The sequence below is a fragment of the Bacillus sp. HY001 genome, from assembly GCF_007558965.1.
Lineage (GTDB): Bacteria > Bacillota > Bacilli > Bacillales > Bacillaceae_G > Bacillus_A > Bacillus_A mobilis.
On record NZ_VLTE01000021.1, the window covers coordinates 82,915 to 97,470 of the forward strand.

The following is a 14,556-nucleotide window of genomic DNA, read 5'->3' on the forward strand; positions in this document are numbered from 1 at the left end:
CATTTGCTATTATAAATTGAAACGTACTACAAAGAAAGATTTCTCCCTTCTTCTTTTACAAAATACGTTTACAAAGAAAGAGAAGGTACCTCATTGCGAGGTACCTCTTCTTATTTTAAAATATTTGCAATATATGTTTGAAGTTCTTCTACTTTCACTTCTTCAGACTCGGCTGTAGCACGTACTTTCACTTCTACAATACCTTCGTCTGCTTTTTTACCAACTGTCACACGAACTGGAAGGCCGAATAAATCTGCATCTGCAAATTTAACACCTGCACGTTCTGCACGATCATCTAGTAATACTTCATATCCTTGCTCTTGTAATGAGTTGTAGATGTTTTCACCCATTTCACGTTGTGCATCAGATTTCATATTTACTGGAATTACATGCACATGGAATGGTGCAACAGCTTTTGGCCAAACTAAACCGTTCTCATCATTAAACTGCTCTGCGATTGCTGCCACTGTACGAGATACACCGATACCGTAACAACCCATAATAAGTGGTTGTGTTTTTCCGTTTTCATCTAGGAATGTTGCGTTCATTGCTTCACTATAACGTGTTCCTAATTTGAATACATGACCAACTTCAATTCCGCGTGCGAAAAGAATTGTTCCGTTTCCGTCCGGAGATTGGTCTCCTTCTTGAATGAAGCGTAAATCTGTATATTGACTTACTTTAAAGTCACGTTCTGGATTTACATTTACATAATGGAATCCTTCTTCGTTTGCTCCTGAACATCCGTTAACAATTGATGCTACAGCATGGTCAGCGATAATTTCGATGTCACCTGTTACACCAATCGGTCCTAATGAACCAACTTCACAATGTAATAGTTCTTTCACTTCTTCATGAGAAGCAAGCTCAACAACTGAAGCACCGTATACATTTTTCACTTTTACATCGTTGACTTCATGATCACCACGAACAAGTACAACTACTAATTTCTCATCTACTTTAAATACCATAGACTTAATACACTTGTCAGCTTCAATGTTTAAGAATGTAGATACTTCTTCAATTGCTTTTTGATCCGGTGTTGCTACTTTTTCAAGTGCTTTTTCTGCTTCGTCACTCTTCGTATACGTAGCTACAACAGGAGCCATTTCGATGTTCGCTGCATAATTAGATGTATCAGAGTATGCAATTGTATCTTCACCAACATCAGATAATACCATAAATTCATGTGTATCTTTTCCGCCCATTGCTCCAGAGTCAGCAATAACCGCACGGAAATTCAAGCCACAACGAGCAAAAATGTTAGAGTATGCTTTGTATAAACGATCATACACTTCATCTAAGCTCTCTTGTGTAGCATGGAAAGAGTATGCATCTTTCATTAGAAACTCTCTTCCACGTAATAAACCGAAACGAGGTCTTTGTTCATCACGGAATTTTGTTTGAATTTGGTATAATGTTAACGGTAATTTTTTATATGACTTCACTTCATCACGTACAAGATCCGTAATTACTTCTTCATGTGTCGCTCCTAATGCGAATTCACGAGCGTTACGATCTTTCATACGCATTAATTCAGATCCGTAAGAATACCAACGGCCTGACTCTTGCCATAATTCTGCAGCTTGCATCGCTGGCATTAATAATTCTACAGCACCTGCGCGCTCCATTTCTTCTCGAACAATACGTTCTACTTTGTGTAGTACTTTTAAACCAAATGGTAGAAAACTATAAATACCTGAAGCATTTTGACGCATAAAACCTGCACGAAGTAATAACTGATGACTCTTAATCTCCGCATCAGCTGGAACTTCACGTAATGTAGGACTGAATACCATACTTTGTTTCATTTATTCGCACCTCTTCATTTTACTCTTATACGCAGTAAAACCCCTCACCTCGAGTTAGGTGAGGGATTTTATTCTACGATCTCTATTTCATTATAAGTTTCACTTTATTTTACAAGAAAAACTTACGAATGTCATTCCAAGTTACAACTAACATTAGTAACATTAGTAATGCAAAACCAATAAAGTGAACCATGCCTTCTTTTTGGCGGTCAATTGGTTTCCCTCGTAACGCCTCAATTAAGAAGAAGAACAAACGTCCACCGTCTAAAGCAGGGACTGGTAGTAAATTAAATAAACCAAGGTTAATACTTAAAACTGCTGCTAAACTTAATACACGTGTAAATCCATAATCTACAACTTGATCTGTTAGATTATAAATTCCTACTGGACCTGACAACTCATTAATAGAGAATTGACCAGTTACTAATTTCACAAGAGACTCAAAAATTAGTTTCGTCCATTGGTATGTTTGTTCAAAACCTGATTTAATAGAACCCATTACTGTTTTCTCTACTGGAGAGTAAACACCAATTCTCCCAACTTCTTCTTTACCTTCTTTATCGAGCGTTGGCGTTACTTTCACATTCAACTGTTCACTATCACGCTTTACTTGTAACGTAATTTCTTTATTTGGATTTTCACGTACAATAGAAACAACATCTTTCCATGTACTTGTGTTTTTCCCATCGATTGCTTGAATTGTATCATTTTCTTTTAATCCAGCTTGCTGTGCTGCACTTTTCTCCATTACTTTTCCGACCATTGGCTTGTCAACGGGAACACCTTGTACAAATCCAAGAATCACAAAAATAACAAATGCTAAAATGAAGTTCATCGCAGGACCCGCAAAGATTGTTAAAGCACGTTGACCCAATTTCTTGGAGCCGAACTGCCTATTATACGGAGCAATTTGAATTTCTTCACCAGCAGTAATGATACGAGCCTTTTCATTCACTCGGAATGTTTGAAGCTCTTCCTCGTACTCTTCATAGCCCGAAATTGTTAAATTATGCTCTAAATCAGCTTGTTCGACTTCAATGACGCGAACATTTGGATACTTTTCATATCCATCAAAAACTAATTTCGCAACTTCGTCTTTTTCATTTAATACAAGGCCAACCTTTTTACCAGGCTTTAACTCAACTGTGTCTGCATCCTCGCCAGCCATTCTTACATAGCCGCCAAGGGGCAGTAATCGAATCGTATACACCGTTTCATTCTTTTCAAATGAGAATATTTTCGGACCAAAACCAATCGCAAACTCACGGCATAAAATACCTGCTCTTTTTGCGAAATATAGATGCCCTAGCTCATGGAAAAATACGAGTGCACCGAAAATTAATATAAAGGCAATCGCTGTATTCAATTCCATAACCACCTTTGCTAAATTTGTTCCATCACAAACCGTCTTGTGGCTGCATCAATTTCCAGAATTTCCTCTAAGCTCGGACGTGCAATGACATTGTGATGGTTCATTGCTTTTTCAATGAGGTCTTCCACTGTTAAGAAACCAATTCTCTTTTGTAAAAAAGCTTCAACAGCTACTTCATTCGCTGCATTCATTACAGCTGGCATACTTCCACCTGCTTTTCCAGCTTCATACGCAAAACGTAGGCAACGGAATCGTTCTTGATTCATTTTCTCAAAATGCAACGTTCCTGTTTCCCATAAGTTTAACTGTTTTGTGTCTGAAAGAGGCAATCGATCAGGATATGTAAGTGCGTATTGAATTGGTACTCGCATATCAGGTGAGCCAAGCTGTGCCATTACACTACGATCTTCAAATTCAACCATAGAATGGATAATACTTTCTTTATGTAAAACAACATCGATTTGCTCATAAGGGATACCAAAAAGCCAATGTGCTTCAATTACTTCTAGCCCCTTATTCATCATTGTAGCAGAATCAATTGTAATTTTCGAACCCATTGACCAGTTTGGATGTCGAAGCGCATCTTCTACGGTCACATGATGCAATTCATCTCTCGTTTTATCACGAAAACTTCCACCAGAAGCCGTAATAACTAGTCGAGAAATTCTTTTTTCATTTTCACCATTCAAACATTGAAAAATAGCTGAATGTTCACTATCTACTGGAAGTAACGAAACATTATGTTTTCGCGCTGCTTCCATTACAAGATGCCCTGCAGTTACTAACGTTTCTTTATTTGCAATTCCAATTGTTTTTTTCGCCTCAATTGCACGAAGTGTTGGTAACAACCCTACGCTACCTACAACAGCATTTACTACAATCTCCGCATCTGGATGTAATGCTACTTCTAAAAGCCCTTCACTACCATATACAATTTTTGTATTACCAGAAACAGCTTGTAATTTTAAAACATCTTCCTCTCTTTGCACAGAGACGATTTGCGGAGAAAATTCTTGAATTACCTTTACTGCGTAGTCAATATTTTTCCCTACAGAAAAAGCAACGAGACGGAATTGGTCTGGGTGCGAGCGTAATACATCTAAAGTTTGTGTACCAATTGATCCGCTTGCACCTAATAAACTAATGTTTTTCATGACTCCAACCCCTCGTTCATTTATTAATTATATTGTAATAAGAAGTAGAGAATTGGTAAAACAAATAACCAACTATCTGTTCGATCTAATATACCACCATGCCCAGGTAAAATCGTACCTGAATCCTTTACGCCATAATGACGTTTAAATGCAGATTGTACTAAATCGCCAATTTGTCCAAAAATAGAAATGATAATTGTCAACACAATTAAAATCCCTACATTAGCCTCAACTGGGAAGAACATATTATAAACAACTGCCACAACAATTCCACAAACGATGCCGCCTAATGAACCTTCAATCGTTTTATTAGGACTAATTTCTGGCCATAATTTTCTTTTTCCTAATGCTTTTCCTACGAAATATGCGCCTGAATCAGTAGCCCATATAACAAATAATGCACAAAACACATATTTAATTCCTAATATTCTCGTTTCATTCAAATATAGAAATCCCATTCCAACATATGCTGTTGCCATTAGTAAAAATGAAGCATTGTCAAAAGTAAATGTATTCTTAGAAAGGACTGTATATGATAAAAGTAATAAAACAATCACAAATGTGATTTCTAATTTACCTAATCCAATCTGCGTAAACAGTTCTGATGCACTACTTGGAATTAAAATAATCCATAATAATACTGCAGCTAAAACTGTTGGTATTGAAATAAGCGTAAGCTTATTCATACGAATTAATTCATATAAACCTATAGAAGCAAGTGCATACACTAAAACCGTAAAAGGCACGCCACCGTAAATTACGATGGGAATGAATAGCGCGGCAGCAACCACTCCAGTAATAATTCTCTGTTTCACTACCAAACCCTCTCTTTCTACACGCCTCCGAATCTGCGCCCTCTATGCTGAAAGTCTGTAATCGCATTTAGCAAATGCTCCTCGGTAAAATCTGGCCAATACACATCTGTAAACCAAAATTCCGAATATGCAATTTGCCATAACATGAAATTACTAATACGTAGCTCTCCGCTCGTACGGATTAACAACTCTGGGTCAGGTAAAGAACTCGTCATTAAATAGGAAGAAAGCATTTCTTCACTTACATCTTCAACACGAATTTTTCCTTCCTCACTATCTTTCACCATATGTTGCACAGCAGAAACGATTTCATCTCGACTTCCATAGTTTAACGCGAAATTAAGAATTAATCCCGTATTCTCTTTCGTATCTTCCATGGCCTTTTCCATCGCTCTGCGTGTATGCGTAGGAAGACGATCTTGTTGTCCTATTACTCGGACTTGTACGTTCTCTTCAATCAATTCTGGTAAAAATGTACCTAGAAATTCTTCTGGAAGCCTCATTAAATAGTCAACTTCCTTTTTAGGTCTTTTCCAGTTCTCAGTTGAAAAAGCATAAAGAGTTAATACTTTTACATTAAGTTTGCTTGCAAATTTTGTGATTTTCTTTACAACTTGCATGCCTTCATGATGTCCCGCAATACGAGGCATCGCTCTCCTCTTTGCCCATCTTCCATTACCATCCATAATGATGGCAATATGTTCTGGGATATATCCTTTTTTCACTTTTTCAACGAGATGATCAAACGATGCGACCTTTTTACTTTTAAAAAAAGGAAAGTTTTTAAACATCATTCATACCCTCCAGCAAGCAGACGTATGCCTAAAAGTGTAAAAAGACCCCCTTAAGAAGAGGGTCATATTTGCGAAGGTATCGCTATTACACTTCCATGATTTCTTTTTCTTTGTTTTTTGCGATTTCGTCAACTTTTGCAATATATTTATCTGTTTCTTTTTGGATATCTTCAGTATATCCTCTTAAATCATCTTCTGTAATCTCGCCAGCTTTTTCAAGCTTCTTAAGGTCATCGTTACCGTCACGACGTACGTTACGAACAGCAACTTTCGCTTCTTCAGCATATTTTTTCACAACTTTAACAAGATCACGACGACGCTCTTCTGTTAATGCAGGGAATGCAATACGAATTACAGTTCCATCATTAGAAGGGTTTAAGCCTAAATCTGCTTTTAAAATTGCTTTTTCGATATCACCGATAGAAGTTTTATCATACGGTTGAATTACAAGTAAACGTGCTTCTGGAACTGTAATGTTCGCTAATTGCACAACAGGTGTTGGTGCACCATAGTAATCAACTTGTACTTTATCTAATACAGACGAGCTTGCACGACCTGCGCGAACTGTTGCCAATTCACGAGAGTAAGCAGCAACTGCTTTTTCCATTTTTTCATTTGAAGACTTCAATACTTGTTGTCCCATATTTATTTCCCCCTTACAACTGTTCCAATATTTTCGCCTAAAACGGCACGTTTAATGTTACCTTTTTCCATAACAGAGAATACAATTAATGGAATATCATTGTCCATACATAAAGAAGAAGCTGTTGAATCCATTACACCTAAACCTTCTTTTAATACATCTAAGTAAGTAAGTGTTTCGTATTTCGTAGCTGTTGGGTCAAGAGATGGATCTGCATTATATACGCCATCTACATTGTTTTTCGCCATTAAGATAACGTCTGCTTCGATTTCCGCTGCACGTAGTGCTGCCGTTGTATCTGTAGAGAAATACGGGTTACCTGTACCTGCTGCAAAGATCACAACACGTTTTTTCTCTAGATGACGAACTGCTTTACGACGAATGTAAGGCTCTGCTACTTGACGCATTTCAATTGAAGTTTGAACACGAGTTTGAATTCCAATGTTCTCTAGGCTATCTTGAAGAGCTAATGAGTTCATAACTGTTGCTAACATACCCATGTAATCTGCTCCAGCACGATCCATTCCCATTTCACTTCCGATTTTTCCACGCCAAATGTTTCCGCCACCAACAACAACAGCAACTTCTACATCAAGTTCTGCAATTTCTTTCACTTGTTCCGCAACTGATTTAATAACAGATGGGTTAATTCCAAATCCTTGTTCGCCAGCTAACGCTTCTCCGCTTAGCTTTAATACGACACGATTATATTTCGGTTTACTCATAATGAACCTCCAATTGCTTACATCTTTATTTTAAAAAAGGGAACACAATGTGTTCCCTAATCTTTATTAGTTACTACCTTTTACTTGGTTCATTACTTCTTCAGCAAAGTTGTCTTCGCGTTTTTCGATACCTTCACCAACAGCGTAGCGAACGAATCCTTTTAATGTTCCGCCTTTAGACTCAACGAATTGACGAACTTTCATATCAGGGTTTTTAACGAATGCTTGGTCAAGTAAGCAAATTTCTTCGAAGAATTTGCCAAGACGGCCTTCAACCATTTTTGCAACGATTTTTTCAGGCTTGCCTTCGTTTAAAGCTTGTTGTGTTAATACTTGACGCTCATGCTCAACTTCTTCAGCTGTTACAGCATCGCGGTCAATGTATTTAGGGTTAACTGCTGCGATGTGCATTGCTACATCTTTAGCAGCTGCTTCGTCAGTAGAACCTTCAAGAACTGTTAATACACCAATACGTCCACCCATGTGTAGGTAAGCGCCGAATGCATCAGCATCAGTTTTTGATACGATTTCGAAACGACGAAGTGTAAGTTTTTCACCAATTTTAGCGATTGCTTCGTTGATGTGCTCTTCTACTGTTTTGCCGCCTTCGATTGTTTGAGCCATAGCTTCTTCAATGTTAGCTGGTTTGTTAGCTAATAAGTGAGCAGCTAATTCTTTAATTAACGCTTGGAAACCTTCGTTTTTCGCAACGAAATCAGTTTCAGAGTTTAATTCTAAGATTAAAGCTTCGTTACCGTTTGTTTCGATGAAAGTTAAACCTTCAGCAGCGATGCGGTCTGCTTTTTTAGCAGCTTTCGCGATACCTTTTTCACGTAAGAAGTCAATTGCCTTCTCCATGTCGCCATTAGTTTCTGTTAAAGCTTTTTTGCAGTCCATCATACCTGCGCCAGTTTTTTCACGTAATTCTTTTACCATTTGTGCAGTGATTGCCATACTATTCATCCTCCTAAAATATGTATTTATACCTTTTATAAAGGTGTTTATACCTTAAAAAAGGTGATAAAAGGCCGAACCCCTTATCACCTTTCCAACTTTGTTACGCAGTAACAGTTTCTTCACCTTGTTTTGCTTCAAGGATCGCGTCTGCCATTTTAGATGTAAGAAGTTTTACAGCACGAATTGCATCATCGTTTGCTGGGATAACGTGATCGATTTCGTCTGGATCACAGTTTGTATCAACGATACCGATGATTGGAATGTGTAATTTGCGTGCTTCAGCAACTGCAATACGCTCTTTACGAGGGTCTACTACGAATAATGCACTTGGAAGACCTTTCATATCTTTAATACCGCCTAAGAATTTCTCAAGACGCTCTAACTCTTTTTTAAGTTGAACAACTTCTTTCTTAGGAAGTACTTCGAAAGTACCATCTTCTTGCATTCTTTCGATGTCTTTAAGACGCTTGATACGTTTTTGGATTGTTTGGAAGTTTGTTAAAGTTCCACCTAACCAACGTTGGTTAACGAAGTACATACCAGCACGAGTTGCTTCTTCTTTAATAGCTTCTTGTGCTTGTTTTTTAGTACCTACGAATAAGATGTCTCCACCTTCAGCAGCGATGTCGCGCATCGTTCTGTAAGCTTCCTCAACTTTTTTCACAGTTTTTTGTAAGTCGATGATGTAGATACCGTTACGCTCTGTGAAAATGTAACGCTTCATTTTTGGGTTCCAACGACGAGTTTGATGTCCGAAATGAACACCAGCTTCAAGCAATTGCTTCATAGAAATTACTGACATAATATAGTTCCTCCTAAATGGTTTTTGATATCCTCCGTTTACTTCATCTCTAAGCGAAACTACAAACGTAGCACCAACACTTAAATCAGTAAACGTGTGTACTTTGTACTGACACCACTGCTTACTATATCATACTGAAATATTACAATCAAGTCGAAAATGCGAAGAATGTAAAACTTTCTTTGTTCACACTCGAATTCTAGTATTACCAACCTGTATTTCTTTTAAGCAAAGAAATGAAATACAATTCATAGCTTTTCCGAAAAACACGATTATGACGCTACTTGCCAACACCAGCAATCTTTTATACACAAAAAACTCTCCTCAAAAAATGAGGAGAGTTTTATAAATTAGTTTGTTTTTAATTTAGCAAGTTCCTGTAGAAACTTGTCGTTTAGCACTTTAATGTATGTTCCTTTCATACCTAAAGAGCGAGACTCAATAACACCAGCACTTTCTAATTTACGTAATGCATTTACGATTACAGAACGAGTAATTCCTACGCGATCAGCAATTTTACTTGCAACTAGTAAACCTTCTGTTCCATTTAATTCTTCGAAGATATGCTCAATTGCTTCTAACTCACTGTAAGATAATGAGCTAATCGCCATTTGAACAACAGCTTTACTACGTGCTTCCTCTTCGATTTCTTCCGCTTTTTCACGTAAGATTTCCATACCTACTACAGTTGAACTGTATTCAGCAAGGATTAAATCATCGTCTAAGAACTCTTGACCAAGACGAGCTAATACTAATGTACCTAGACGCTCACCGCCACCAACGATTGGTACGATTGTAGTTAAACCTTGACCGAATAATTCTCTATTTTCTACTGGGAATGCTGTGTAAGCACTGTTTACATCTAAGTTAGAAGATGTTTCTGTAATGTTGAATAAGCTTTGTGTGTATTCTTCCGGGAATTGACGCTCTGCAAGCATTTGTTTCATACGCTCATTCTCAATTTGTTGGTGAATTGCATAACCTAGTAATTTACCACGACGACTTACTACGAATACGTTCGCTTCGATTACTTCACACATTGTGTCAGACATTTCTCTAAAGTTTACAGGCTTTCCTGCTGCGCTCTGTAATAACGCATTTAATTTTCTTGTTTTTGCTAATAATTCCATTTCAAAAGTTCCTCCTACATGTTACTCACATATTTTTTCATCACTTGGAAACTAGGGCGAGTCACCTGATGACACAATTACAAAATAAACTGGCTCACATCTTTATTTTTAGCAATCGTTGCTAATTTCTCCTCAACGTACTGAGGCGTTATCGTTATTTTCTCTAACGTAATTTCAGATGCTTCAAACGATAAATCTTCAAGGAGCTTCTCCATAATCGTATGAAGTCTTCTTGCTCCAATATTATCTGTATCCTGATTAACTTGATAAGCAATCTCAGCAATCTTACGAATAGCTTCGTCTGAAAATTCAATTTCTATACCTTCAGTCGCTAATAAAGCCATATATTGTTTAATTAACGCATTGTCAGGCTCGATTAATATTTTAACAAAATCATCTGTCGATAATTTTGTTAATTCTACTCGAATCGGAAATCTCCCTTGCAGTTCCGGAATTAAATCCGACGGTTTAGACATATGAAACGCTCCAGCTGCAACGAATAAAATATAATCCGTTTTTACTGATCCGTATTTTGTCGCAACATTCGATCCTTCTACAATCGGCAGAATGTCACGTTGCACACCTTCACGTGATACATCTACGCTATTCGACTGCTTACCAGCAATTTTGTCAATTTCATCGATAAAAATAATCCCGAGCTGTTCAGCACGATAAACAGCCTCTTGTGTAACTTCATCCATATCAATTAAGCGCTGTGCTTCCTCATTTGTCAAGAGTTTTCTTGCTTCTTTTACAGAAAGTTTACGTTTTTTTGTTTTTTTCGGCATAAAACTTCCTAATGCATCTTGGAAATTCATCCCCATTTGTTCCATGCCAGTTCCTTGTAACATATCGAACATGGAAGACTGTTGCTCAGTCACTTCAATCGATACAATTTCATCTTCAAGAAGTCCTGCAGCAAGCTTTCTTTCCACATCTTGACGTTTCTTTTCGATTTCAACATCTTCCTGTGCATCAGATGTTTGATTCGAATTTTGAGCACCACCAAATAGCATTTCTAATGGGTTTTTAAATCCAGATTGTTTCTCTGGACTCGGCACTAAAATTTCTACAAGACGTTGGTTCGCTTGTTCTTCTGCTTTATCTTGTACTTTAACTACCATTTCTTCTTTCACGATACGAACTGACGTTTCCACAAGGTCACGTACCATCGATTCTACATCTCTACCTACATATCCAACTTCTGTAAATTTCGTAGCTTCAACCTTAATAAAAGGTGCTCCAACGAGTTTCGCCATTCGTCGTGCTACCTCTGTTTTACCAACACCCGTTGGTCCAATCATTAAAATATTTTTAGGCGCAATTTCATCACGTAGATTTTCAGCTAATTTACTTCGACGATATCGATTTCTTAAAGCTACAGCAACCGCTTTCTTCGCATCTTTTTGACCGATAATGTATTGATCTAATTTTTCCACAATTTGACGCGGAGTAAAATGTAAATGCATATAAAATGCCTCCCTTACGATTCTACAATTCTTCCACAATTATATTGTGGTTTGTATAAACACAAATATCGCCAGCAATGTCTAAACTCGCTTTCGCAATTTGCTTCGCTGTTAAATGTTCACTTGCATATTGTTTTAAAGCACGACCTGCAGAAAGCGCATAATTCCCACCAGATCCAATCGCTAAAATACCATCATCTGGTTCGATTACTTCTCCTGTACCTGAAACAAGAAGCATAGTTGTTTTATCCATGACAATGAGCATCGCTTCTAGTTGACGTAACATTTTGTCGCCACGCCATTGTTTTGCCATCTCAACTGCAGCACGCTGCAAGTTTCCATTGTACTCTTCTAATTTTCCTTCAAACATTTCAAAAAGAGTAAATGCGTCAGCAACGGAACCTGCAAAGCCAGCTAAAACTTTCCCTTGGAAAAGTTTACGGACTTTACGAGCTGTATGTTTCATTACAACTGCATTTCCCATCGTCACCTGGCCATCTCCAGCCATTGCACATTCTCCATTATGATGAACTGCAAATATCGTTGTAGCGTGGAAATTCCCCATAGAAAAAACTCCTTTATATGTTTTTATAGCTTTAAAAGCAATTTATGCCCGTGGGTGATGCTTCATGTAGACCGAACGCAATCTTTCTTTAGAGACATGCGTATAAATTTGTGTCGTCGACAAATTCTCATGACCGAGTAGCTCCTGTACAGTACGCAAATCTGCCCCTTCATCTAACATATGTGTAGCAAATGTATGCCTTAACATATGGGGACTGATCCGCATTGTCAGTGAAGCTTTCTTAATGAGTTCGTTTAATACATAGCGTACCCCTCGACTTGTTAGCGGCGTGCCTTTCGCATTTAAAAATACCATATGAGAGTGTTCTTCAGTTTTGCGAGCTAACTGTTTTCTCCCGTTCTCTATATAAGTAATTAAAGCATCTTGCGCATAGCTTCCGAACGGAATATACCTTTGTTTTTTTCCTTTTCCCATTACTAAAATTGTTCCCACCGCGAAGTCAATATCGGTAAGTTGTAAATTGACACATTCACTCACACGGATTCCAGTCGCATACATCAATTCTAATAAAGCTTGATTCCTTTGACCTAGCGGCGTTTCCGTATCAGAAACTTCAAACAATTCCTCTAATTCTTCAGCATATAAAAACTTTGGGATTGACAATTCTTTTTTGGGGAGTGACGCAAGTGCAAACGGATTATCTTTCCGATAACCTTCACGCATCAAAAAACGATATAAACTTCGTAGGCTTGATACTTTTCTCGCGACAGATTTACGGGCTAACTTTTCATCGTGCAACGTCGTTAAGTACAAACGAACATCCGCGTATGTAACATCTAAAAAAGAGGATATGCCTTCTCGTTCCATAAATTGCACAAAATGTTCTAAATCATTTTGATAACTTGCAATTGTATATTTTGAATAATTTCTTTCAATTTGTAAATATCCAACGAATAATTGTAACAATTTCTTCACATTCACACAATTCACCTCAATAAAGGCTACTAAATCGTATCACAACTTAGTAGCCTTTGCAAGAAATTTAACTAAATATTTACAAAATTTTGAATTGTTTCTAAAGCGCGTGTTGCATAGGCTTCATTTCGTTCTGCTTTTTTCTTAATTTTCTTCTCTAACGGTGCAAACAGACCGAAGTTTGCATTCATTGGTTGGAAGTTTTTCGCATTTGTCGCAGTAATATAATTCGCCATACTTCCCATTGCAGTTACAGATGGTAATACAACCGGCTCTTCACCTTTCACAAGTCGAGCAGCGTTAATACCTGCTAGTAATCCTGATGCTGCCGATTCAACATATCCCTCTACTCCAGTCATTTGACCAGCGAAGAATAAATCATCACGTTGTTTATATTGATATGTTGGACGAAGTAAGTTAGGTGAATTAATAAACGTATTACGATGCATTACACCATAACGTACAATCTCTGCGTTTTCCAGTCCTGGAATCAACTGTAACACTTCTTTTTGTGGTCCCCACTTTAAATGCGTTTGGAAACCTACGATATTGTATAACGTTCCTGCTGCATCATCTTGACGTAACTGAACAACAGCATATGGCGTTTTCCCTGTTTTCGGATCTTCTAATCCAACAGGTTTCATTGGTCCAAATACTAACGTCTGTCTTCCCCTACTTGCCATAACTTCTACTGGCATACAACCCTCAAAGAAAATTTCTTTTTCAAATTCTTTTAAAGGTACTGTTTCAGCAGCAATTAAAGCCTCGTAAAAACGGTCAAATTCCTCTTCCGTCATTGGGCAGTTTAAATATGCAGCTTCACCTTTATCGTAACGAGATTTTAAATATACTTTATTCATATCAATGCTGTCTTTCTCAACAATCGGTGCTGCAGCATCATAGAAATAAAAATAATCTTCACCTGTTAATTCTTTTAATTGTGCAGCAAGATCAGGAGACGTAAGTGGACCTGTCGCGATAACAGTAGGCCCTTCTGGAATTTCAGTAATTTCTTCATTCATCACAGTTACGTTCGGATGGTTTTTCACATACTCCGTTACCTTTGCCGCAAATTCATGACGATCTACAGCTAAAGCCCCTCCTGCTGGTACAGAGCACTCATCAGCTGCACGAATAATAACAGAGTCCATTAGACGCATTTCTTCTTTAATAACACCAACAGCGTTTGTTAATGTGTTTGCGCGAAGCGAGTTACTGCATACTAACTCTGCAAATTTATCTGTGTGATGAGCTGGTGTTTGCCTTACTGGTCTCATTTCATATAATTTTACTTGGACACCACGTTTTGCAATTTGGTAAGTTGCTTCACTTCCTGCAAGACCTGCGCCAATGACGTTTACTACTTGTGTTGTCATATTAATC

General features: G+C 37.7%; 14 protein-coding genes. All 14 read right to left on the minus strand.

Annotated elements, in window-relative coordinates:
* Positions 1–110: 110 nt before the first annotated feature.
* On the minus strand, positions 111–1,811 hold the full coding sequence (locus tag FOT98_RS12245) for a proline--tRNA ligase (RefSeq protein WP_063260413.1): 1,701 nt from the start codon (positions 1,809–1,811) through the stop codon (positions 111–113).
* 109 nt (positions 1,812–1,920) lie between these two features.
* A complete protein-coding gene (gene rseP, locus FOT98_RS12250; RefSeq protein ID WP_063260414.1) occupies positions 1,921–3,177 on the minus strand; it encodes an RIP metalloprotease RseP in 1,257 nt (418 codons plus the stop codon).
* Between the two features lie 17 nt (positions 3,178–3,194).
* The gene (gene dxr / locus FOT98_RS12255; RefSeq protein WP_063260415.1) at positions 3,195–4,337 is read right to left on the minus strand and encodes a 1-deoxy-D-xylulose-5-phosphate reductoisomerase; all 1,143 of its coding nucleotides are present in this window, start codon (positions 4,335–4,337) and stop codon (positions 3,195–3,197) included.
* Between the two features lie 23 nt (positions 4,338–4,360).
* Positions 4,361–5,152 (minus strand): phosphatidate cytidylyltransferase, encoded by a 792-nt coding sequence (gene cdsA / locus FOT98_RS12260; RefSeq protein ID WP_061678202.1) that lies wholly within the window; start codon positions 5,150–5,152, stop codon positions 4,361–4,363.
* Between the two features lie 17 nt (positions 5,153–5,169).
* Positions 5,170–5,946 carry an undecaprenyl pyrophosphate synthase gene (gene uppS / locus FOT98_RS12265; protein WP_000971311.1) on the minus strand — a complete coding sequence of 259 codons (777 nt, stop codon included), beginning with the start codon at positions 5,944–5,946 and terminating at the stop codon, positions 5,170–5,172.
* Positions 5,947–6,031: 85 nt separating this feature from the next.
* A complete protein-coding gene (gene frr / locus FOT98_RS12270; RefSeq protein WP_000531505.1) occupies positions 6,032–6,589 on the minus strand; it encodes a ribosome recycling factor in 558 nt (185 codons plus the stop codon).
* Positions 6,590–6,591: 2 nt separating this feature from the next.
* Positions 6,592–7,314, minus strand: a complete 723-nt coding sequence (gene pyrH, locus FOT98_RS12275; RefSeq protein ID WP_000042667.1) for a UMP kinase — start codon at positions 7,312–7,314, stop codon at positions 6,592–6,594.
* A 66-nt stretch (positions 7,315–7,380) separates the two neighbouring features.
* Positions 7,381–8,268, minus strand: a complete 888-nt coding sequence (gene tsf, locus FOT98_RS12280) for a translation elongation factor Ts (RefSeq protein WP_001018583.1) — start codon at positions 8,266–8,268, stop codon at positions 7,381–7,383.
* A 103-nt stretch (positions 8,269–8,371) separates the two neighbouring features.
* The gene (rpsB, locus tag FOT98_RS12285) at positions 8,372–9,073 is read right to left on the minus strand and encodes a 30S ribosomal protein S2 (protein ID WP_000111485.1); all 702 of its coding nucleotides are present in this window, start codon (positions 9,071–9,073) and stop codon (positions 8,372–8,374) included.
* A 350-nt stretch (positions 9,074–9,423) separates the two neighbouring features.
* Complete coding sequence (gene codY / locus FOT98_RS12290; protein WP_000421290.1) at positions 9,424–10,203, minus strand: GTP-sensing pleiotropic transcriptional regulator CodY; 780 nt, start codon at positions 10,201–10,203, stop codon at positions 9,424–9,426.
* A 77-nt stretch (positions 10,204–10,280) separates the two neighbouring features.
* Positions 10,281–11,672 (minus strand): ATP-dependent protease ATPase subunit HslU, encoded by a 1,392-nt coding sequence (hslU, locus tag FOT98_RS12295; protein ID WP_061678204.1) that lies wholly within the window; start codon positions 11,670–11,672, stop codon positions 10,281–10,283.
* A 22-nt stretch (positions 11,673–11,694) separates the two neighbouring features.
* A complete protein-coding gene (gene hslV, locus FOT98_RS12300) occupies positions 11,695–12,237 on the minus strand; it encodes an ATP-dependent protease proteolytic subunit HslV (RefSeq protein ID WP_000526271.1) in 543 nt (180 codons plus the stop codon).
* Positions 12,238–12,279: 42 nt separating this feature from the next.
* On the minus strand, positions 12,280–13,179 hold the full coding sequence (gene xerC / locus FOT98_RS12305) for a tyrosine recombinase XerC (RefSeq protein ID WP_063260416.1): 900 nt from the start codon (positions 13,177–13,179) through the stop codon (positions 12,280–12,282).
* Positions 13,180–13,244: 65 nt separating this feature from the next.
* Positions 13,245–14,549 (minus strand): FADH(2)-oxidizing methylenetetrahydrofolate--tRNA-(uracil(54)-C(5))-methyltransferase TrmFO, encoded by a 1,305-nt coding sequence (trmFO, locus tag FOT98_RS12310; RefSeq protein ID WP_063260417.1) that lies wholly within the window; start codon positions 14,547–14,549, stop codon positions 13,245–13,247.
* Between the last annotated feature and the right edge of the window lie 7 nt (positions 14,550–14,556).